The organism is Azospirillum canadense (assembly GCF_025961225.1).
Lineage (GTDB): Bacteria > Pseudomonadota > Alphaproteobacteria > Azospirillales > Azospirillaceae > Azospirillum > Azospirillum canadense.
In genome coordinates, this window is record NZ_JAOQNG010000009.1 from 160001 (window position 1) to 183444 (window position 23444).

8 protein-coding genes, 1 tRNA gene and 2 rRNA genes (1 of these 11 cut by a window edge) are annotated in these 23444 nt (G+C 68.6%); 6 read left to right on the forward strand and 5 right to left on the reverse strand.

The window, feature by feature from the left end; genetic code table 11:
- From M2351_RS35200 to M2351_RS35220, 5 genes are all read left to right on the forward strand, one after another.
- Nucleotides 1-1930: ribosomal RNA gene (locus tag M2351_RS35200) — 23S ribosomal RNA — on the forward strand; it begins 816 nt to the left of the window's first position.
- Between the two features lie 124 nt (nt 1931-2054).
- Nucleotides 2055-2170 (forward strand): 5S ribosomal RNA (gene rrf / locus M2351_RS35205).
- A 90-nt stretch (nt 2171-2260) separates the two neighbouring features.
- Nucleotides 2261-2337: transfer RNA gene (locus M2351_RS35210), tRNA-Met, on the forward strand.
- A 424-nt stretch (nt 2338-2761) separates the two neighbouring features.
- Entirely contained in the window at nt 2762-4009 is a 1248-nt protein-coding gene (locus M2351_RS35215) for an efflux RND transporter periplasmic adaptor subunit (protein WP_264660648.1), read from the forward strand.
- Nucleotides 4006-6165 carry an HlyD family efflux transporter periplasmic adaptor subunit gene (locus M2351_RS35220; protein ID WP_264660649.1) on the forward strand — a complete coding sequence of 720 codons (2160 nt, stop codon included), beginning with the start codon at nt 4006-4008 and terminating at the stop codon, nt 6163-6165. The genes M2351_RS35215 and M2351_RS35220 overlap by 4 nt, the downstream gene beginning before the upstream one ends.
- A 140-nt stretch (nt 6166-6305) precedes the next feature.
- Here the strand turns inward: M2351_RS35220 and M2351_RS35225 are convergent, their stop codons facing one another.
- Together M2351_RS35225 and M2351_RS35230 are read right to left on the reverse strand one after the other, a co-directional pair.
- The gene (locus M2351_RS35225; RefSeq protein ID WP_264660650.1) at nt 6306-6938 is read right to left on the reverse strand and encodes an efflux RND transporter periplasmic adaptor subunit; all 633 of its coding nucleotides are present in this window, start codon (nt 6936-6938) and stop codon (nt 6306-6308) included.
- 128 nt (nt 6939-7066) lie between these two features.
- Complete coding sequence (locus M2351_RS35230; protein WP_264660651.1) at nt 7067-8689, reverse strand: TolC family protein; 1623 nt, start codon at nt 8687-8689, stop codon at nt 7067-7069.
- A 399-nt stretch (nt 8690-9088) separates the two neighbouring features.
- On the opposite strand from M2351_RS35230, the gene M2351_RS35235 reads away from it, so the two are divergent.
- Nucleotides 9089-22255 (forward strand): VCBS domain-containing protein, encoded by a 13167-nt coding sequence (locus M2351_RS35235; RefSeq protein WP_264660652.1) that lies wholly within the window; start codon nt 9089-9091, stop codon nt 22253-22255.
- Here the strand turns inward: M2351_RS35235 and M2351_RS35240 are convergent.
- The 3 genes from M2351_RS35240 to M2351_RS35250 are packed head-to-tail and all read right to left on the reverse strand — an operon-like array spanning nt 22137 to nt 23423.
- Nucleotides 22137-22997 carry a hypothetical protein gene (locus M2351_RS35240; RefSeq protein ID WP_264660653.1) on the reverse strand — a complete coding sequence of 287 codons (861 nt, stop codon included), beginning with the start codon at nt 22995-22997 and terminating at the stop codon, nt 22137-22139. The genes M2351_RS35235 and M2351_RS35240 overlap by 119 nt on opposite strands.
- On the reverse strand, nt 22957-23280 hold the full coding sequence (locus M2351_RS35245) for a hypothetical protein (protein WP_264660654.1): 324 nt from the start codon (nt 23278-23280) through the stop codon (nt 22957-22959). Before M2351_RS35245 ends, M2351_RS35240 begins: the two co-directional genes overlap by 41 nt.
- Entirely contained in the window at nt 23277-23423 is a 147-nt protein-coding gene (locus M2351_RS35250) for a hypothetical protein (protein WP_264660655.1), read from the reverse strand. The genes M2351_RS35245 and M2351_RS35250 overlap by 4 nt, the downstream gene beginning before the upstream one ends.
- Between the last annotated feature and the right edge of the window lie 21 nt (nt 23424-23444).

Consider the following 23444-nt stretch of genomic DNA (forward strand, 5'->3'; position numbering starts at 1 on the left):
TAGCGCGTCGGACGATTGCCCACGGGGGTAGAGCACTGGATGGGCTAGGGGGGCGCGAGCCTTACCAAACCTAACCAAACTCCGAATACCGTGGAGCACAGTCCGGCAGACAGACGGTGGGTGCTAAGGTCCATCGTCGAGAGGGAAACAGCCCAGACCGCCAGCTAAGGTCCCCAAATCACGGCTAAGTGGGAAAGGATGTGGGAAGGCCATGACAACCAGGAGGTTGGCTTAGAAGCAGCCATCCTTTAAAGAAAGCGTAATAGCTCACTGGTCTAGTGAAGCCGGCCTGCGCCGAAAATGTATCGGGGCTCAAGCCGTGTACCGAAGCTGCGGATGTATCGCAAGATACGTGGTAGCGGAGCGTTCCGTAAGCCTGCGAAGGGCGTCCGTGAGGGTGCCTGGAGGTATCGGAAGTGAGAATGCTGACATGAGTAGCGACAAACAGTGTGAGAAACACTGTCGCCGAAAGTCCAAGGGTTCCTGCGCAAGGTTAATCCACGCAGGGTGAGCCGGCCCCTAAGGCGAGGCCGAGAGGCGTAGTCGATGGGAACCAGGTTAATAGTCCTGGGCCTGGTGGTGTGTGACGAATTCCAACGCGTGTATGTCCTGATCGGATTGGACATGCTGTAGAGGGGTTCCAGGAAACAGCCCCACCGTATAGACCGTACCCGAAACCGACACAGGTGGACTGGTAGAGCATACCCAGGCGCTTGAGAGAATGGTGTTGAAGGAACTCGGCAAATTGCCCTCGTAACTTCGGAAGAAGAGGGCCCCGTTCGTGCGCAAGCGCGGGCGGGGGGCACAGACCAGGGGGTAGCGACTGTTTACTAAAAACACAGGGCTCTGCGAAGCCACACAAGGCGACGTATAGGGTCTGACGCCTGCCCGGTGCCGGAAGGTTAAGAGGAGGGGTTCACGCTCCGAATTGAAGCCCCGGTAAACGGCGGCCGTAACTATAACGGTCCTAAGGTAGCGAAATTCCTTGTCGGGTAAGTTCCGACCTGCACGAATGGCGTAACGACTTCCCCGCTGTCTCCAACACCAACTCAGCGAAATTGAACTCTCCGTGAAGATGCGGAGTACCCGCGGTCAGACGGAAAGACCCCGTGCACCTTTACTACAGCTTTGCAGTGGTGCTAGGGATCTCATGTGTAGGATAGGTGGGAGGCTAGGAAGCCCGGGCGCCAGCTCGGGTGGAGCCATCCTTGAAATACCACCCTTGAGGTCTCTGGCATCTAACCGCAACCCGTGATCCGGGTTCGGGACCCTGCATGGCGGGTAGTTTGACTGGGGCGGTCGCCTCCCAAAGTGTAACGGAGGCGCGCGATGGTTGGCTCAGAGCGGTCGGAAATCGCTCGACGAGTGCAATGGCATAAGCCAGCCTGACTGCGAGACCGACAAGTCGAGCAGAGACGAAAGTCGGCCATAGTGATCCGGTGGTCCCACGTGGACGGGCCATCGCTCAACGGATAAAAGGTACGCCGGGGATAACAGGCTGATGACTCCCAAGAGTCCATATCGACGGAGTCGTTTGGCACCTCGATGTCGGCTCATCACATCCTGGGGCTGGAGCAGGTCCCAAGGGTTCGGCTGTTCGCCGATTAAAGTGGTACGTGAGCTGGGTTTAGAACGTCGTGAGACAGTTCGGTCCCTATCTGCCGTGGGTGTCGGAGTTTTGCGAGGATCTGTCCCTAGTACGAGAGGACCGGGATGGACATACCTCTGGTGGACCGGTTGTGACGCCAGTCGCATCGCCGGGTGGCTAAGTATGGACGGGATAACCGCTGAAAGCATCTAAGCGGGAAACCCACCTCTAAACCAGAACTCCCTTGAGAGCCGTGACAGACCATCACGTCGATAGGAGGCATGTGGACGGGCGGCAACGCCCGAAGCTGAGCCTTACTAATCGCTCGATCGGCTTGATCCCATCGCCGCCGCGCCACGCGCAGCGGCCAGCCCACACACAAAACACCCAACTCCGCCGCAAGAAGCAAACGTCCTCACTTACAAGACAGCCCGTCCGGTTGGATGGCTCGCGTGTGCCTTGGTGACCTGGTGGTCATGGCGAGGCTCCCAACACCCGATCCCATTCCGAACTCGGCCGTGAAACGCCTCAGCGCCGATGGTACTGCGTCTCAAGACGTGGGAGAGTAGGTCGCCGCCAGGTCACCACGGCACACGCCAGGCCAACCCGCCCGGACAGGCCGACCAGTACACCGTCACTTGCACATGTCCTCACAGCGTCCCGACCCACACCCGCGGGGTGGAGCAGCCCGGTAGCTCGTCAGGCTCATAACCTGAAGGTCGCAGGTTCAAATCCTGCCCCCGCAACCAAATCAGCCCGTCAGGCCCCACGCCCGACGGGCTTTTTGCTGTCGACTCACCACAGACGTGGTGCCGTCGGTCTTCACCCGGCTCCAACCTTTGCCTTCGAAACGCTCCGTGTTGGAGCGGAACTCTCATTTTGCCATAGGTCTCGGTTTAGGGCGATCTTACCGATTGCCGGAATCGTGCGTCTTAGCGGAATCTTCAATGATCGAGCCTCACTAAAGAGGACGGAAATCGCTCATTCGAGACAATACCGCGATAGATGATGACCACAGACATCAAGAACGGCGCGCAGCAGGATTCTCCGGTCGATGGTCATGCCAATCGACAGATTGGTGCCTTGACTGGCCTTCTGCAACTGGAGAGACGCGCCAGGCGGGCAGGGACGATTGAGGAATTCGGATTTCTGGCGGTCAATGAAACCTTAGGGTTGATCCGGTACCGGCAGGCTGCGCTGTGGCGGTGTGACGGTCCGCAGGGCGGTCGTCTGGCCGCGTTGTCCGGGGTGCCGCTGCTCGATCGCCGGGCGCCCTTCGCGGTCTGGCTGGAGCGCGTCCTGAGGCAGGTGGCCACCGACCAGGGCGCATCAACGGACGCGAGCGGGCCACGGCGCATCGATGCGGTGTCCCTGTCACCGGAGCTGGCCCGGGACTGGGCGGAGTGGTTGCCGGCGCACGTGGTGTGGGTGCCGCTGCTTGGCCGCGGGCCTTCGCCGCTCGGGGCGCTCGTGCTCGCCCGGGAGGAACCCTGGGGGGATGCGGAGCTGCACCTGCTCGGCTACATCGCCGACGCCTATGGTCACGCCTGGCAGGCCTTGGAGGGCGTCTCCCGCTCCGGGATCGGGGCACTGTTCCACCGGCGGCGCGCCCGCGCGGCGGCGTTCGCCCTGGCGCTCGCCGGCGTGGCGGCGGTGCTGGCCTATCCGGTCCACCAGTCGGCCCTCGCCCCGGCGGAGGTGATCGCCCGCAACCCCACCGTGGTCCGCGCGCCCATCGACGGCGTGGTCGACCGGTTCGAAGTGCAGCCGAACGAGGAGGTGCGGGAGGGGCAACTGCTTCTCGTGCTCGACCGCGTGCGCCTGCAGAACCGCCTGGACATCGCCCGCAAGGCCTACGAGGTGGCGGAGGCGGAACACCGGCAAGCCGCGCAGCAGGCGCTGTTCGACCCGAAGAGCAAGGCCAACCTCGCGGTGCTGAAAGGCCGCATGGAACAGCAGGCCGCCGAGGTTGCCTATGTGGACAGCCTGCTGGCCCGCGTGGAGATCCGGGCGCCGCGGGCCGGCGTCGCGGTTTTCGACGACGTGAACGACTGGATCGGCCGGCCGGTGAAGATCGGCGAGCGCATCCTGACCGTCGCCGACCCGCGCGATACTGAATTGGAAGTCCGCCTGCCGGTTGCCGAAGCCATCGCGCTGGACCCTGGGGCGGATGTCCGCTTGTTCCTCAACATCGATCCTCAGAACCCGGTGTCGGCCTCCCTGACCTACGCCGGATACCAAGCGGAGCCCACGCCCGACGGCGTTCTGGCCTACCGGCTGAAGGCGCGCTTTGCCGACGACGCGCCGCCGCCGCGCATCGGGCTGAAGGGCACGGCGAAGCTCTACGGCCACGACGGGCGGGTGATCGAACTGCTCCTGCGGCGGCCCTTGGCCAGCCTTCGCCAGAGGCTCGGCCTGTGAACGCTGCCGCGATCACGACGGCGGCGGTCTCGTCGGTGCGGGTGGACGCGCCGCCGCGGATGCCGCCGCTGCGCGAGGAGCTGATCCTGCACCCGGGACCGCGGGCGCCGGGCGGCGCCCCGACCTGGACGTTGCAGGACCCGTCCAGCAACCGCTTCTTCCGCATCGGCTGGGCGGAGCTGGAGATGCTGGCGCGCTGGGACCGCGGCACGCCGGACGCCATCGCGGCGGCGGTGTCGGCGGAGACCACGCTGCGCGTCTCGCCGGGGCAGGTCGAGGGCTTCGCGCGTTTCCTGTGGACGCAGGGGCTGTTGCAGGCCTTCGGGGACGGTGCGCTCGGCCGGCTGAAGGCGCACGCGGCCGCGGCCAAGCCGCCCTTCCTGACGTGGCTGCTGCACACCTACCTGTCCTTCCGCATCCCGCTGGTGCGGCCGGACCGCTTCCTGCGGGCGACGATGCCGCTGGTGGCGCTGCTCTACACGCGGCTGTTCCTCGCGCTGACCGTGCTGGCGGCTCTGGTCGGCGGGGCGCTGGTGCTGCGGCAATGGGACGCCTTCCTGGGGACCTTCCCGCACTTTTTCACGCTGGAGGGGGCGGCGCTGGCCGGCCTCGTGCTCGGCGGGGCGAAGCTGGCGCACGAGTTGGGGCACGCCTACACGGCCCGGCGCTTCGGCTGCCGCGTGCCGTCCATGGGCATCGTCTTCCTGGTGCTGTGGCCGGTTCCCTACACCGACGTGACCGACGCCTGGAGGCTGGTGTCGCGCCGCCAGCGCCTGGCCATCGGAGCGGCGGGCATGGCGGCGGAGCTGGTGCTGGCCGCCTATGCCACGCTGGTCTGGAGCTTCCTGCCGGATGGGCCCTTGCGCAGCGTCGCCTTCCTGCTCGCCGGGTCGACGTGGCTGCTGACGCTGGCGGTGAACCTGAACCCGCTGATGCGCTTCGACGGCTACTTCCTACTGTCGGACTGGCTGGACGTGCCGAACCTCCAGGACCGCGCCTTCGCACTGGCCCGCTGGCGGCTGCGCGAGACGCTGTTCGGCCTGGGCGAGGCGCCGCCGGAGGCGCTGCCGGCGCACAAACGGCGCGTCATGCTGGCCTACGCCTACGCGACGTGGCTGTACCGCTTCTTCCTGTTTCTGGGCATCGCGCTGCTGGTCTACCACCTGTTCTTCAAGCTGCTGGGGCTGTTCCTGATGATGGTCGAGATCGGCTGGTTCATCCTGCGTCCCATCCAGAAGGAGTTGAAGGCCTGGGCCGAGCGCCGCGCCCGGTTCCGGCCGAACCGACGCTTGGCGGTGACGGTCGCGGCGGCGCTGACGGCGGTCGGTCTGCTGCTGGTCCCCTGGCGCGGCACGGTGAACGCGCCGGCGGTGCTGCGCGCCGAGCAGCAGGCGTCGATCTTCGTGCCGAAGGGCGCGCGTCTCGTCGAGGTCGGCGCCGTGTCCGGCGGGGCGGTGGAGGCGGGCCAGCCGCTGTTCCGCTTCGACTCCCCTGACCTCGCCCACGACCGCGCGCAGGCCGAGCGCAAGGCGGAGGTCGCGCGCTGGCGCACGGAGGTGCAGAGCCTCGACCGCAGCCTGCTGGAACGCACCCAGGCCGGCTGGCGCGAGCTGGAAGCCGCCCAGGCGGAAGCGAGGGGGCTGGCGGAGGAAGAAGCGAAGCTGACCGTCACCGCCCCCTTCGCGGGCGTGGTCCAGGACGTCGCGGACCCGCTGTCGCCCGGCGAGTGGCTGCCGGAAGGCATGAAGCTGGCGACGGTGGTGTCGCCGCGATCCCCCTTGATCGAGGCCTATGTGGCGGAGGAGGACTTGGCCCGCGTGCCCACCGGCGCGTCCGGCGCTTTCCTGGCCGATGCCGGGGAGGACCGCTGGATCCCGGCGCGCGTCGTCGCCATCGCCGCCACCAGCAGCCGCACGCTGCCCGAGCCGGCGGTCGCCTCGGTCTACGGCGGGACGGTCCCGACCCGGATCACGCGCGGCGACGTGCTGGTCCCGGAATCGCCCGTCTATCGCGTGCTGTTGCGCCCGGAGGAAGGGGCCGCCACGCCGGCCCGGATCACCCGCGGCATGGTGCGGATGGATGGTGCGGCCGAGAGCATGGTCGCGCGCCTGTGGCGGATCGCCGTCGGCGTGGTGCTGCGGGAAAGCGGGTGGTGAACAGCGCCTGAACTGGGCCCCTACCCCAACCCTCCCCCGCCCAGCTCACGCGCAAGCGAAGCTTGCGCTGACGCGGCAGGCGGACCTTTGGTCCGCCGAGAGCGGGGGAGGGTTAGGGTGGGGCCCCAGTGCGACCGCTTCTACCGCGGCAACTCGAACTGGGCGGTGCCGCTCATTCCGGCGATCAGATCGGGGGTGGGCTGGATCAGGCTGCCGAAGATCTTGATCGACTGGCTGACCGGGTCGATCCGGGCGCCCAGGCGGACGATCTTGGCGGAAACGGTCTTGCCCGTCTCCTCGATGCGCACGGAGAAGGGCGTGCCCGGCTTCAGCCAGGACAGCCAGCGGGACGGGACGATCAGCTCCACCTCCAGGTCCCGGTCGTCCAGGATTTCCATCAGCTCGTGCCCTTCGGCGACGTACTGGTCGCGGCGGACCTTCAACTCGACGACGCGGCCGGGGTAGGGGGCGGTGATGGAGCAGCGGTCAACCAGCGTCTGCATCATGCTGACCTCGGCCTCGGCGGCGGCGAGCTGGGCGGCGGAGGCCTCCACCTCCAGCGCGCTGATCGAGTTCAGCTTGTCGAGGCGGGTGTGGACCTGGTGGGTCTTGCGGGCGCCCTGGGCCTGGGCGCGGGCCTTCTCCAGCCGCGCTTTGTGCAGGGAGCAGTCGATCCCGGCGATGCGCTGCCCGGCGTTGAAGCGCTCCCCCTCGCGCAGTGGCAGGTCGGCGATGCGGCCGGGAACCTCGGTCGAGAGAATGGTGCTGCGCACCGGGCTGAGCTGGGCGCGGATCTCGCCGGGGGCGTCGTTCGCGGATGGTGCCTGCTCCGCCCAAGCCGGCGCCGCCAGGAGCAGACCGCCGATGGCGGCGGCCCACAGGGAATGGGCGAGGCGGGCGTTCAGGACACCGGCTCCTTGCTCGGACCCGCCTTTTCGGCCGAGGTCGCGGCCGGAGCGGCCGGGGCCGTGTCGTCCTTCAGTTCCTTGGCTATGCGGCCGGACTGCCAGTCGGCGAGGACGCGGTCGATGCCCATGGACAGGCCCTTGACGTCGTGGCTCTCCACCGTGTCCGGCATCGGGTCGAGGCCGAGCGCGACGTAGACGGTGGAGATCGCGTTTTGCAGGTCGGCGTAGGCGCGGTCGCGCGCCAGTTCCGCGTTGATAGCCGAGGCTTTGGCACGGATGCGTTCCAGCCCGGACTCGGCGCTTGCGGTCGCCTGTTGCTGCACCTGTTCGTTGATGCGCCGCTCGATGGATTCCAGAAGCTGCGTCTGTTCGTAGGTGGTGTGGGCGCGCAGGAACTGCTGCTGGGCGACGTGCACCTGGGTCAGCGTCGCCATGCTGACGGCCAGCCGGCGGAAGTCGCTCGCCTCCTCCTGCGCCTCGGCGGCGGTGATGGCGGCCGGGCCGGAGGCCAGCGTCACGAGGTTGTAGGCGAGCCGCGCCCCTGCCTCCGCCCAGTTGTTGTACACGAGGAAGGAGTTGCTGTCGTAGTTGTAGCCGCCGGTCAGGCTGATGCCCGGCAGCATGCGCACCATGGCCTTGCGGACCTCGGCCACATTGATGCGCTTCTGGTAGCGTTCCTCCTGCAACTCCGGCCGGCGGAGCAGGGCGACCGTCTCCATCCGCTCCATGGGGATGGACAGTTCGGGCAGGGTCTTGCGGAAGCCGTCCGGTAGCTGAAGCGAGTAGGTCTGGCCGAGCGGCAGGTTCATCAGAGCGGCCAGCTGCGCCTTGGCGATGGCGAGGTCCTGCTGCACCGTTTCCAGCTGGCGGATGATCTCGATCAGCGCCTTCTGGTAGCGCAGAGATTCCAGCGGCGGGCGCAGCCGCTCCTCCTCCACTGTCTGGCTGTCCTTCAGCGCCTTGCGCGCCTCCTCCAGCACGGGGGCGATGCGGCCCTCCAGGCGCTCGCCCGTGGCGGCCTGCCAATAGGACGCGCGCACCTGCTGGATGATGGCGTTGATGATGCGGCGGCGCCGTTCCCCGGAGATCAGGACGCGGTCGGCCTGCTGGTGCGCCTGGAAGTAGCTGACGCCGAAATCGAGGATGTTCCAGGTCAGCGTCAGGTCGGCCGTCGCCCGGTTCCGGTCCTGGCTCATCGACGGTTCCAGCGAGCGGACGCCGGTCGTCGTGTTGCGGCTGACGGTCAGGTAGTCCTTGTCGCGGGTGGTCAGGCCGGCGCTCGCCGCCAGTTTGGGCAGCAGGTCGTAGCTGGTCAAGGTCAGCTGGCGCGACTGCACCGCCTCCTCCAGCATCGCCTGCCGGTAGTCGAGGTTGTACTTGATAGCGCGGGCCATCGCCTCGGCGAGCGAGATCGGACCGGCGACCGGTTCCTGGTCGGTGAACAGGCGGGCGCGGTCGGCCTCAACCTGGGCACGGCGCTCCTCCAGCGTCAGCGGCTCGGGCGTCACCGCGCAGGCGCCGAGGGCCAGGGCGAGCGCCAGCAGGGCCGCGCCCTTGGCGCCATTGCGCGTCCGATTGCCGCTCAGTCGAGCCTGTCCCGCCGTCCCTGCCGCCATGACCAGATATCTCGCATTCGATTTGCTTTCTAAATATGCCTATGTCACATTCAAGTATGTCGTGCAAGAGCATCGTTGAGGACAAATTTTCAGTTGGTAAATGAAAGGTAAACGACGCTCTTTAAGCATGACGATAGGATAGAACTAACGGTGCATTGGGTGTTGTGCAGCTTCCGATTGCGATCAATCTGCTGTGTAGCGAGCAAGATTTCGGGAATCACCCGGTGGTTGTGGGAATTTCGGGCGATATGCGGTTTTCGACATAGCGAGCGCTGAGCGCGCCCGAATGGGCGTGACGGGAAAAAACAAAGCCAAACGGGCGAGCAGGCGGGGCAGAGGCAGATCATGGGCATCATGAAGCACAGGGATGCTAAGCGGGTTTCGAAGGTTGGGGCGCCGATGGACGGGGCTGCCCAGGCGGCCTTCCCGGCGGCCATCACGACCACGGCGCTCGCCCTTGAACCACGCTTCCTGTTCGACGCGGCCGGAGTCGCCACCGCCGTCGAGGTCGCCCACGCCGACGACCACGCCATTCCCGCGGCGACGCCGGACCCGCACGCGGTCGACCAGCAGCTGCTCGCCGGGCTCGCGGCGCAGCCGGCGGCCGCGGACGCCGCGGCACAACCCGCGGCACCCCCCGCCACATCCGCGCCGGCACCAGCCCAGCCGGCGCACGAGGTCGTGTTCGTCGACGCATCGGTGCCACAATACGAAAAGCTGCTCCAGGGACTGCCGCCGGCCACCCAGGTCGTGACGATCGACGCCAACCGCGACGGCCTCGCGCAGATCGCCGACGCGCTGAAGGGCCAGCAGAACGTCACGGGCATCCACATCCTGTCGCACGGCTCCGCGGGCGAGATCTCGCTCGGCAACGCGGAGATCAGCAGCGCCACGCTGGCGACCCACACGGCGGAGCTGGATGCGATCAAGGGCGCGCTGGCGCCCGGCGCCGACATCCTGATCTACGGCTGCGACGTGGCGCAGGGCGAGCAGGGCGTCGCCTTCGTGAACCGCCTCGCCGCGGCCACCGGCGCCGATGTGGCCGCGTCCGTGGACGACACGGGCAGCGCGGCGCTGGGCGGCAACTGGGTGCTGGAGGAACACACCGGCGCCATCGAGACCTCCATCGCCGTCAGCGCGGCGGGGCAGGAGGCCTACCAGGGCCTGATGGCAAACATCCTGCCGGGCTCCGCCGGCTGGACGCCGCTGATGCAGGGCACACTGTTCGATCCCAACAACGACACCCAGGCCAAGGCCGCGGACACCGACCTCGTCGGCGACACCGCCCACGCGGTGCTGTACGGCGCCTACGACAACAACGGCACGCCGGACAACCCCAACGACGACTTCCTGGCCTTCCGCATCCGCATTGACAATCCGACCAGTTCCACGGAGTTCGGCGGCGTCGCGGTCATCGGCATCGACGCCAACCAAGACGGCCGCATCGACCTGTTCCTGGCGGTGGACGGGCGCAACAACACGCAGGCGGTGCGCATCCTCGACCCGGGCACCGGGCTCAACAACTCGCCCAACACGACAACGACCTCCGCCCTTCCTGCCGGCTGGCTGGCCAACAACGGCGTCTATTCCTTCACCGCCACCAACTATTCGGTCGCCGCGGTCAGCGCCGCCAACGATCCGCAGTGGACCGGCAACACCGACCTCGGCAACGACGGCAAGACCGACGTCTTCGTCAGCTTCAAGATCCCGATGGCCGACATCGCGGCGGTCATGACCAAGCCGTCGGCCACCGACCGCAACGGCAACGTCGGCCCGCGCGGCACCACGGGCATCGCCGGCTTCACCAAGGACACCACCGTCTCCTACGTCCTGATGACGGAGACGCAGCCGGGCCCGATCAACGGCGACCTGGGCGGCGTCGGCGCCAATTACGACAAGAACCTGACCTTTGCGCAGCTCGGCGCCATCACCGGGCCGATGACGCCGTCCAACCCGCTGGCGGTGGGGCAGTCGGTCACGATCAACCACACCATCGGCGACGGCAACCTGTCGGCCAACGAGGACGGCGCCGTCCTGCTGCAAGGCAAAGTCGGCTCGACCACCGCCGACGGCTCCTGGGTCAAGGTCACCGTCACGGACGGCGCCAGCCACAGCGTGACCGGCTATGCCCAGGTCAGCGGCGGCGCTTGGCAGATGACCAAGGATCTGTCCTCGCTCAACGACGGTACCCTGTCGGTGTCGGCGGAGCTGTGGACGACGGGCACCGGCTCCGGGTCGCACGTCACCAACTCCGTCGGCGACAGCACCACCGTGCTGCACGACCGGACGCCGCCGGTCATCGCCGTCGATCCGGTGCTGACCGCCGGGCGCCCGACCATCGGCGGTACATCGGACCTGCCGGTGGGGTCCACTCTCACGGTGACCGTCGATCCCAACGGCGACGGGATCCTGACCGACGCGGTGACCTACACCACCACCGTCCGGAACGGGCAGGTCTGGAGCATCGACACGGCGGCGATCGCGCCGACCACCGGCACGATCGCCGTCGCCGGCCTGACCCGCTACGCCACCGTGACGGCCAGTGCGTCCGACACCGCCGGCAACGCCACCACGGTCACCGCGATCACCCGGCCCACCGTCGATGCGCTGGTCACCATCAGCGCCACCCCGACCATCACCGGAACCTGGGGCGGCACCAACGGAGGCACCGATTCGCTGTCCGTGACCGTCGGCGGTGTCGACCTCACCAGCGCGCTCGTCATCAGCGGCAAGACCTGGTCGGTCACCATTCCCGGCGACAAAGCCCTGGTCGCAGGCCAACAGTACGAGGTCGTGGCCAAAACCACGCGGGCGGGCGGCGCGATCGCCATCGATGCCACCAGCAGCGAGGTGGCCGTCCTTGCCGGCAACAGCGTCGCCATCGGCAGCAACGCCAGCCAGACCGTCACCACTCCGACGATCAGCGGCACCACCACGCTGGCCCAGGGGTCGGTCCTCACCGTGCGGCTCGACCCGAACGACGACGGGAATCTTAGCGACGCGGTGACCTATGCGGTCATCGTCGGCACCAACGGCGCCTGGACCCTGAACACCGCGACCGCCACCCCCATCGCGGGCGCCATGCCGTCCGACGGGCTGAACGGTGCGGTGGGCGTGCTGGTGAAGGGGGTGGATCCCAACGGTCAGCCGTTGAGCGCCACGCAGACGATGACGATCACCGTGCCGGTGGTGAAGATCTCCTCCGTCGGCGGGGCGATCGGCGGCACGGGGCTGGCCGGGGATTTCATTCTCAACGGCACCGAGGACGTCTCCGTTACCATGACCGGAACGTCCAGGAATCTCGCCGGCCAAACCATGTCGGTCTCCGTTACCGACGGCACCACGACGAGGACGGCCAGCGGCACCGTGGCCCTCGACGGAAGCTGGTCGGTCACCTTCTCCGGCGCGCAGTCCCTGAATGGGCTGAAGGACGGCACCCTGACCGTCACCGCGCAGTCGTCCACCGCCTCCGCCACCACGGTGTTGACACACGACAAGACGCCGCCGGTCATTCAGATCAACGTCCCGACGCTGCTCAGCAACAACAGCCAGGTGATCACCGGGGCGTCCGACCTTCCCGATGGCAGCGTGATCAATCTGGTTATCACAACCTCCGTAACCAAAGCCGGTTCGACAACGACAAAGACGGTCAACAGCACCGCCACCGTCACCAAGGGTGCGTGGACGACCCCGACGCTGACCCTCGACGCTGGCGCCAGCGTGTCGATCACCGCGTCGAGCACGGCCACCGACACGGCTGGCAATCCTCCGGCCAATGCGACGGCGGCCACGGCGGTCGCCTCGAACAACGGCTTCAAGCAGCCGAGCGTGACGGTCAACACCATCGCCGGCGACAACATCATCACCTCGCCCGAGATAACGGCGGGACCGATCACCATCAACGGCGCCTGGGACAGCGGCACCAACGCGTCGTCCGGCACCGTGACGGTGACGATCACCGGCGTGTCGTCGGGCGTGGGCAGCGGCGTTCCCGCTGCGGGGCAAAGCTACACCATCACAAAGACCGCGTCGGCCGTGACCTCGACCACCAACGGCTGGTCGGTCACCCTGACCAGCGCGGAGGTGCAGTCCTTCCAGAACGGAACGCTGACGGTCAAGGCCAGCACCACCGTCAGCAGCGCGACGGCGGAGGCGGTGGCGCTGCCCGTCGTGGCGCTGTCCAACGGTGTCGGCCAGTCCGTCAGCATCACCAGCCCCATCGGGGATGGCAATCTGTCCAAGACCGAAGGTCAGTCGGTCGTCATTTCCGGCACGGCCAGCAACGCCATCAACCAGGCGGTGACGATCACCGTATCCGACGGCACCCACAGCGTCACCGGCAGCGCAACCGTGGCGGCAAACGGCCAGTGGTCCACCGCCGGCCTGGACCTGTCCACGCTGAACGACGGAACGCTGACCGTCACGGCCGCGCTGGGCAGCAAGCAGGCGACCGCCTCTGTTCTCTATGACAAGACGCCCCCGGTGTTCGCCATCACGTCGGCGGCATCGGTGGTCGTGGCTCGGCCGTCCATTGGCGGCACCGTAACCGGGTTGTCGTCGGGGACCGTTCTGACCGTCACCGTCGATCCCAACCGGGACGGCAACACGGTGACCTACCTCGCGGTCGTGGGCGCCAACGGGGCCTGGAGCGTCGACACCTCGAAGGCGGCTCCCTCCTCTGGCACCCTGCCGGAAACCGGCATCCCCGCCGGGGCATCCATCACCGTGTCCGGCACCGACGCGGCGGGCAACACGACGACGGCGACGGCCGCCTCCGTTACCGCGATCAGCGACGATGCCGGCATATCCGCCAGCGATTTCCGCACCAACGACACCACGCTGGTCTTCACCGGAACCGCCGCGCCCAATGCCGCCGTGCAGGTCACGCTGACCAGCGCGGCCAATTCAACGGTCGTCTTCCAGACTTCCGTGCAGGCCAACGCCCAAGGCGTCTGGACGCTGGACCGCTCCGCCGCGGCGGCGCTGGGCGGTGGCACATACACTCTGACGGCCGCCACGACCGACAGCGCGGGCAACACGGCAACGGCCACGCAGGCGGTCGTCGTCGACGTGGCCCCGCCGACGGTCGCCATCACCGGTATGACCGACGACACGGGGACGGCCGGCGATTTCATCTCCAACGACACCACGCTGCTTTTCTCCGGCACGGCCGAAGCCGGCAGCCGCGTGACCGTTACCCTGACCAACGCCGCCTCCACTCAGGTTTTCCGGGCCGTCGTCGTGGCTGACGCGAACGGGGCCTGGTCGGTGGACCGCACCGGGCAAGCCGCGCTCGCCGACGGTGCTTACACGCTGACGGCCGTCGCCAACGACGCGGCCGGCAACAGCGCCACCGCGACGCGCACCGTGGTCGTCGACACCACGGCGACGCTCGCCATCACCACCAACTACAAGGCGTCGTCCACCGCCCCCGTCATCACCGGCTCCAGCGATCTGGAGGCGGGCCAGAGCATCGACGTGACGGTGAACGGCGCCACCTACCGCGTCCAGGCCCAGTCCGGCGGCGGTTGGAGCCTCGACCTCGCCTCCGCCCTGCCGACCTCCGGCACGAAGACGGCGCTGGTGGACGGGCAGAGCTACACCATCACCGCCACGGGCACCGATGTGGCCGGCAACACGGCGACCGCCGGCAAGACGATGCTGGTGGACGTCAGCGCGCCGAAGGTCGCGATCGTCAGCCCGCTGGACTGGAACGGCGGCAACAGCAACGGCGTCCTCACCCTGGCGGAGGACCGCAGCGTCGTCATCAAGGGCACCACGGCCAAGGGGGCTTCGACGACCGCGCTGGCCGGCGGGCAGATCGCCGTCACCATCACCGACGGCACGACGACGATCAGCGACACGGCCACCGTGCAGGCCGACGGCAGCTGGAGCCTCGCCGCGCTGAACCTGCGCGGGCTCGCCAACGGCACCATCACCGTCGCCGCCACCTATGTGGATTCGAGCGGAGTCGCCTACACCGACGTCGCGACCGTCCTGCACGACAAGAGCGGACCGGTGTCCATCGACGGCATCAGCACCGACACGGGCGCGCCGGGCGACTTCGTCACCGCCGACCAGACGCTGGTCTTCCGCGGCAGCGCCACGGCGGGCCAGCCGGTCACCGTGACGCTGACCAATTCCGGCAACGGCACGGTCTTCAGCGCGACCGTCACCGCGTCGGCCAATGGTACCTGGAGCTACGACAACCAGGGCAACACGCTGCCCAGCGGCACCTACACGCTGACCGCCACCAGCAACGGCACAACCGCCACCCAGGCCATCACCGTCGACGCCGTTGCGCCGGCGGGCCCGGTCACGGTGGCGAGCCAGACCACGGGAAGCGTCACCCCGACCATCACGGGAACCGCGACGGTCGGCGCCGGCGAGACGCTGACCGTCACGGTGAACGGCAAGACCTACACGGCCGGAGACGGCAGCCTGACCCTGACCGGCACCTCCTGGTCGCTGACCATCCCGGCGGCGGACGCGCTGGCCCCGGCCAGCACGGACAACGGCTTCAACGGCACGTACTCGGTCACTGCGACGATCCGCGACACGGCCGGCAACACGCTTAGCGATGCGACGAGCAACGAGCTGACGGTCACCGACGTCACCAAGCCCGTCATCGACCTGGACAGCGTCGCGAGCGGCGTCAACTACGCGGTCACCAGCACCGACGGCGCCGCGGTCAGCCTCGACAACGACGGCGCCGCCGCCACGGTGGTGGAGGCGAACAAGCTCCAGAACCTGACCGTCACCGTCGGCGGGTTGCAGAACGGCGGCAGCGAAAAGCTCATCCTCGGCCGGACGACGGTCGCCGCGGACGGCTCCAGCGGCAGCAAGCTGGACATCCTCGTCGGCAACGTCCGGGTGAACCTGAGCTACGCGTCGGGCGTCTTCACCATCACCAAATACGACTGGTCCAGCCTGACCGCCGCCGAGGCGCAGGCGGTGATCCGCGACATCCAGTACCAGAACGCGCTGGGGACCGGCTCCACCGCCGGCCAGCGGACCTTCGCGTTCCAGACCGTCGACCAGGCGGGCAACCTGTCGGACGCGGCGACGGCCACCGTCACGGTCGCCCTGGGAAGCACTCAGACGCCGACGACCACCCAGACGGTGACCATCACCAAGGCGGTGGACGACGTCGCGCCGCGCACCGGCGATCTGGCGAGCGGTGCCGTGACCAACGACACCGCGCCCGAACTGCAAGGCACGATCAGTGCCGCTTTGGGCGCGGGCGAGGTGGTCGCGGTCTACCGGGGCGGGACCCGGCTGGGCACCGCCACGGTCAACGGCACCGCCTGGACCTACACCGACAGCACCCTGAGCAACGGCGCGACCTACAGCTACACGGCGCGGGTGGAGAACGCCACCAACCAGGGCACGGCGTCAACGGCCTTCAGCCTGACCATCGACACGGCGGCGCCGAGCGCTCCGGGTTTGGCGCTGGCGACCGACAGCGGGGCGAGCGGCAGCGACCGGATCAGCAACGTGGGCACGGTGACCGTCTCCGGCCTGGAGACCGGGGCGAGCTGGGAGTACACGACCAACGGCGGGACGAACTGGACCGCCGGTACGGGCAGCAGCTTCACGCTGGCCGAGGGCGGCTACGCCAACGGTGCTGTGAAGGTCCGGCAGGCCGACAGCGCCGGCAACCTCGGTGCCGAGGCCAGCCTGGGCGCCACGGTCATCGACGCCACTGCGCCCGTGGTTGCCAGCGCCACGGTGTCCGGCACCTCGCTGGTGCTCGGCTACACCGAAGCGAACCGGCTCGATGCGGCCAACCGCGCCGGCACGGGCGCTTTCACCGTAAAGGTCGGCGGCAGCATCGTCACCGTGTCGGCGGTCAGTGTGGACGCGACCAACGGAACCGTGACGCTGACGCTGGGCAGCGCGGTGGTGGCCGGGCAGAGCGTCACCGTGTCTTACGCCGACCCGACCGTGGGCGACGACACGACCGCCACCCAGGATGAGGCGGGCAACGACGCCGCCAGCTTCACCGACCGGGCGGTGACCAACGCCACCGGGGCGACCACGCCCACGCAGACGGTGATCATCACCAAAGCGGTGGACGACGTCGCGCCGAAGATCGGCGATCTGGTGACCGGGGCGAGCACCAACGACACGGCGCCGGAACTGCGCGGCACGATCAGCGCCGCGCTCGGCACGGGCGAGGTGCTGGCCGTCTACCGCGACGGCGTGAAGATCGGCACGGCGACGGTCACCGGCACCGACTGGACCTACACCGACACGGGCCTGAGCAACGGCTCGACCTACAGCTACACGGCACGTGTGGAGAACCTGGTCAATCCGGGCACGACCTCCTCGGCCTTCAGCCTGACCATCGACACCACCGCCCCGGCCGCGCCGGGCTTGGCTCTGGCGACGGACAGCGGCGCGAGCGGCAGCGACCGGGTCAGCAACGTGGGCACGGTGACCGTCTCCGGCCTGGAGACCGGGGCGAGCTGGGAGTACACGACCAACGGCGGGACGAACTGGACCGCCGGTACGGGCTCCAGCTTCACGCTGGCCGAGGGCAGCTACGCCAGCGGCACCGTGAAGGTGCGGCAAACGGACATCGCGGGCAACCTCGGCGCCGAGGCCAGCCTGGGCGCCACGGTCATCGACGCCACTGCGCCCGTGGTTGCCAGCGCCACGGTGTCCGGCACCTCGCTGGTGCTCGGCTACACCGAAGCGAACCGGCTCGATGCGGCCAACCGCGCCGGCACGGGCGCTTTCACCGTAAAGGTCGGCGGCAGCATCGTCACCGTGTCGGCGGTCAGTGTGGACGCGACCAACGGAACCGTGACGCTGACGCTGGGCAGCGCGGTGGTGGCCGGGCAGAGCGTCACCGTGTCTTACGCCGACCCGACCGTGGGCGACGACACGACCGCCACCCAGGATGAGGCGGGCAACGACGCCGCCGGCTTCACCGACCGGGCGGTGACCAACGCCACCGGGGCGACCACGCCCACGCAGACGGTGATCATCACCAAAGCGGTGGACGACGTCGCGCCGAAGATCGGCGATCTGGTGACCGGGGCGAGCACCAACGACACGGCGCCGGAGCTGCGCGGCACGATCAGCGCCGCGCTCGGCACGGGCGAGGTGCTGGCCGTCTACCGCGACGGCGTGAAGATCGGCACGGCGACGGTCACCGGCACCGACTGGACCTACACCGACACGGGCCTGAGCAACGGCTCGACCTACAGCTACACGGCACGTGTGGAGAACCTGGTCAACCCGGGCGCGCCCTCCACGGCCTTCGCCCTGAGCATCGACACCACCGCCCCGGGCACGCCCGCCATCACCTCGGCAACGGACGACGCCGCGCCGGTGATCGGCACGGTGGCGAACGGCGGCGTGACCAACGACACCACGCCGGCCCTGACCGGCACGGCCGAGCCCAACAGCACGGTCAGCGTCTACGACGGCACGACGCTGCTCGGCACGACGACGGCGAACGGCGCGGGCGTCTGGACCTACACGCCGTCGGCGCTGAACCAGGGGACCCACAGCTTCACCGTCACGGCGACCGACGCCGCCGGCAACGTCAGCGGGGCTTCCACGGCCTACGCGCTCACCATCGACGCGGCGCCGACCGGCACCGACACGACGATCAGCACGCCGGAGGACACCCCCCGCACGCTGACGGCGGCCGATTTCGGCTTCCTCGATGCCGATGCCGGCGACACGTTGGTCAAGGTGAAGGTGACGCAGCTGCCCTCGGCGGGGACGCTGACGCTGAACGGCACCGCGGTCGTGCTCAACCAGGAAATCCTGCGGGCCGACATCGACGCCGGCAAGCTGGTCTTCACCCCGGCCGCGAACGCCAACGGCATTGGTTATGCCAGCGTCGCGTTCAAGGTCTCCGACGGCACCGTCTACGCGGATGCCGCCAGCGTCCTGAGCATCGACGTCACGCCGGTGAACGACGCGCCGGTCGCCACGGCGGGCAGCGTCACCATGGCGGAGGACGCCACCCGCGTCTTCCAGGCCAGCGATTTTGGCTTCACCGACGTGGACGGCCATGGGCTGGCGGCGGTGATCATCACCTCGCGCCCGGCGGCCGGCACGCTGGCCTACAACGGCACGGCCCTCACGGCGGGCGACGTGGCGTCGGGCTTCGTGGTGGCCGCGGCGGACCTCGGCAAGCTGACCTTCACGCCGGCGCGCGACGCCAACGGCACGGGCTACGCCAGCTTCGCCTTCAAGGTCCAGGACAACGGCGGCACGGCCAACGGCGGGCAGGACACGTCCGCCACGGCGACCCTCACCATCAACGTCACTCCGGTGAACGACGCCCCGACCGGCGCCGACAAGACCGTCGGCACGGCGGAAGACACGCCCTACACGCTGGCGGCGGCCGACTTCGGCTTCGCCGACGTAGACGCGGGCGACGCACTGGCGGCGGTGACAGTGACTCGGCTTCCCGCAGCGGGTACGCTCACGCTGAACGGCATCGCCGTGACGACCGATCAGGTGATTTCCAGGACCGACATCGACGCCGGCAAGCTGGTCTTCACGCCGGCCGCCGATGCGAGCGGCACCGGCTACGCCAGTTTCGCGTTCAAGGTCTCGGACGGAGCCCTCACTGCGGCGACCGCCAACACCATCACGGTCGATGTGTCGGCGGTGAACGACGCTCCCCTCGCCGTGGCGCAGACGGTCGCGGCGGTGGAAGACGTGGAGCGGACGATCACGTTGTCCGGCACCGACGTTGACGGCGACGCGCTGACTTACCGGGTCAACCGGCCGGCGGCCGGCACCTTGTACCAGGTGAACGCCGACGGGTCGCGGGGGGCCGCGATCACCGCGGACGGCACCGTGGTGACCGACGGCGCCCACCGCGTCATCTACGTCTCGGCGCCGGACGGCAACGGCGCCGGCCATGGCACCTTCACCTTCACGGTCGCGGACGCCTCGATCGTGAGCGCGCCGGCCACGGTGACGGTGAACGTCGCTCCGGTGAACGACGCGCCGGCCCTGACGGGCACCAAGGCGACACTGGCCGGCGGCACCGAGGACACCCCCTACGTGATCCGCAAGGCCGACCTGCTGGCCGGCTTCACCGATGTGGACGGCGATTCTCTGTCCGTAGCGGACCTCGTCGCCAACCATGGCACGCTGACCGACAACGGCGACGGCACCTGGACCTTCACGCCCGACGCCAACTACAACGGACCAGTCGGCCTGACCTACAGCGTGACGGACGGCAAGGGCGGATCGGTGGCCGCCTCCAACGGCTTCACGCTGGCGGCGGCGAACGACGCCGCGGTGATCGGCGATCCCACCTCGGCCGCGGTCATCGAGGACGCGAACGTCACCAACGGCAAGCTCATCGCCACCGGCACCCTGTCCATCCAGGACGTGGACGCAGGCGAGGGAACGTTCCGGACGACGGTCGGCAGTGACCCGGGCAACCTCGGCAGCCTCGCGCTCCAGGCCGACGGGACCTACGCCTATTCGGTCGACAACAGCGCCGTGCAGTTCCTCGGCGCCGGACAGACCAGGACTGACAGCTTCACCATCACGTCCTTCGACGGCACCACCAAGCGGATCAGCTTCACCATCACCGGCGTCAACGACGCCGCGGTGATCGGCAGCGCCGATGCCGGGACCGTTACGGAGGACAAGGACGTCACGGCCGCCGGCCAGTTGGTGACCGGCGGAACGCTGACCATCGCCGATGCCGATGCCGGCGAGGCGAGCGTCCAGCCGCAGGCCGGCACCGCGGGACGCTACGGCACCTTCACGCTCGCCGCCGACGGACGCTGGACCTACGCGGCGGACAACGCGCAAGCCGCCATCCAGCAGCTCGGCGCCGGGGAGACCCTGACCGAGACCTTCACGGTCAAGGCGCTCGACAACACCACGCACACGGTCACGGTCACCATCGCCGGGGCCAACGACGTACCCGTGATCGGCACGCCGACCGTGTCCTCCGTCACCGAGGACCTGAACGTCGTCAACGGCGTCCTGACCGCCGCGGGCACCATCGCGATCGGCGATGCGGATCAGGGGCAGGCGGCGTTCCAGACCGCCGTAGCCTCCAGCGCCGGCAGCCTGGGCAGCCTGACGCTGCAGGCCGACGGGCGCTACGTCTATACGGTGGACAACAACGCCGTGCAGTTCCTCGGCACCGGTCAGACCAAGGTCGATACCTTCATCGTGACGGCCAAGGACGGCACCACGCGGCTGATCGCCATCACCATCAACGGCGCCAACGACGCACCGACCTTCACCAGCACCCCGGCGGGAACGGCCTACACCGACACGTCAGCCCCGGACACGTTCCAGAGCTTCACCGGGACTCTGGCCGCCCGCGACGCCGACGGCGACGGGGTGACCTTCGGCATCGGCGGGGGCACCGTCCAGGGCGGCACCGTCGCCAAAGCCGGCGCCTATGGCACCCTGACCGTGAACAGCGCGACCGGCGCCTTCACCTTCGTGCCCGACGCCGCCGCCATCGACGCGCTGCCGGGCGGCGTGAACCCGGTTGAAACCTTCACGGTGACGATCGCGGACGGGCAGGGCGGGACGGCGTCGCAGACCCTGACCATCAGCCTGACGGGCGCGAACGAGACCCCGTCCGTCAGCACCACGGCGGTGTCCACCCCGACCGGAACGCCGGTGGCACAGCCGGCGGCCCCGACCGTCACGACGCCCACGCCGGTGGTCCTGTCCACCATCGAGCCGACCCGGCCGACGACGAGCACCAGCGTCTCCCAAGCCGTTGCGTCGGTGCTGAGTGCAACGGCGTCGACCCTGCCCCGCGCGTCCACGGACTTGACAGCGCAGGACACGTCGTCGAGCGTGGTGGCGCAGACGGCGATGACCCGCGATCCTGGTAGCCAGTCGTCGTCTCCGACCAGTCTCGCCCCGTCATCCTACCGCGGGAACAGCCTGCTGCCGCCGTCGGTGTCCTTCGTCGCGTCCGCCGACACGCTGGGCGGCGCCAGCCTCATCACGGTCGGGGCGGTTGGCGACCGGGTGGTCACGCCCGGCCAGCCGAACCTGATCTCCGTGCCGGCCGGCACGTTCCAGACGTCCGACCCGAACGCCCACATCACGCTCCAGGCGTCCCTGTCCGACGGCTCTCCGCTGCCGGCCTGGCTGAAGTTCGATTCCTCGAACGGCACCTTCAGCGGCAACCCGCCGCCGGACCTGAAGGTGACCATGAGCATCAAGGTCATCGCCCGCGACGACCAGGGAGCCCAGGCGACGACGGAATTCCGTCTCAACATCGGCAACAACGCGTCGGACGAGACCGGGGGCGCGGCGCCCAGGCCGGCGGCAGGGCGGGGCAATGCGGACGGCAAGACCCCGGCCGACGATTCGCCCGTTCCGGAGGAACAGCGGAGCGCGCCGGCTGAATCCGCGCCGGCCCAAACCACACCGGCGGGCCCAGAGCCCGGCAAGCGCGCCGATGCGGATCCGGTCAAAGCGCCGATCGGCAAGCTGGCCTTCTCGCGGCAGGTGAACGCGCAGGCGCCGAGCGGTCTGCTGGCGGAAGGGGAAGAACTGCTCCGGAGCATTCAAATGTTGCTCGCCGGTTAAGCCACAGCATTGCGGCGTTGAGGACGGACCATAGGCAGGCGCACCGATCTGAGCAGCAAGCAAAGGCGGTTGCGCGCCCCACAACCACCGACACTTGGCGCCCCGGTTCGAATGAGCCGGGGCGTTCGTGCGTTTGGGTCTTGCGCATCTGAGCAGCGCCTTCGCAGACCACCAGGATGCCGGCCAGCTCGCCGTGCAGGTCAGCGTCCAACCCCGCCCCGGCAAGGGAGGGGGTCAGGACGATGCGGTCGATCATGACCCGCACCATCTCCATTGCCTCCGCGCTGTCCTCGCCCTCAGCGAGGGCCGCCTCCAGTGCCTCGACTTTGCGGCGGTAGAGGTCCAACAGCTGGGGGTGCAGCAGGACCGCCGGCAGGTCCGCGTCGGTTTCCTCGGCCTCAGCGAGCAGCCGGGCCTTGTCCGCCTCCAGCCCGGTCAGGCGCCCCTTCATCGACTCGTGGTACAGCCGGTCCTCGATCGCCTTCAGGACGCCGGTGATCTTGCGCTCGACCGCCGCCAGTTCGCGCTCGCGCGTGCGCCGATTGGCGGCGCGGTCGGCCGTTGCTGCTGCGCCGCCGGCACGGAAGCTGTCGACGAATTCCTGGATCAAGTCGGGCGCCAGCAGGCGCTCCTTCAGCCCGGTGAGGACCCGCCGCTCGACGTCGAAGCGGCTGATGGTGCGATCGTTCGCGCAGGTGCCCTTATTCCGGTGACCGGCGCAGCCATAGCGGTCCTTGGCCATGATGGTGTAGCCGGCGCCGTAGCACCCGCAGGTCAGGAGCCCCGAGCAGGAACTTGCGACGGTGCGCCCGGTTCAGGGCGTTGCCTTGGTCGTCACGACCGATGTCGAAGCTGATCGATGCCTGCCGGGCCTTCGCCCGCTCCCACAGTACAGCGTCGACGATGCGCAGCTCCGGCACCTCCACCACCTCCCACGCCTCCGGCGAGTTGGGCCGCGCGACCCGCTTGCTGGTCTCCGGGTCCTTGACGTAGGAGCAACGGCAGGGCCATGCAGTTCTGCTCATGAGGCGCCGAGGGCCAACAAACGGTCGAAGCTGAGGGCGTTGGTGCAGAGGGCTTGGCGGACGTTCTTGACGCCATTGGCGCGCAGGATGTTCAGGGCGAAGGAGCGCAGGCGGGACGTTGTTGCACCGAGGCGGCGGAGCATGTGCCGGTGTGGCCGGCGCTG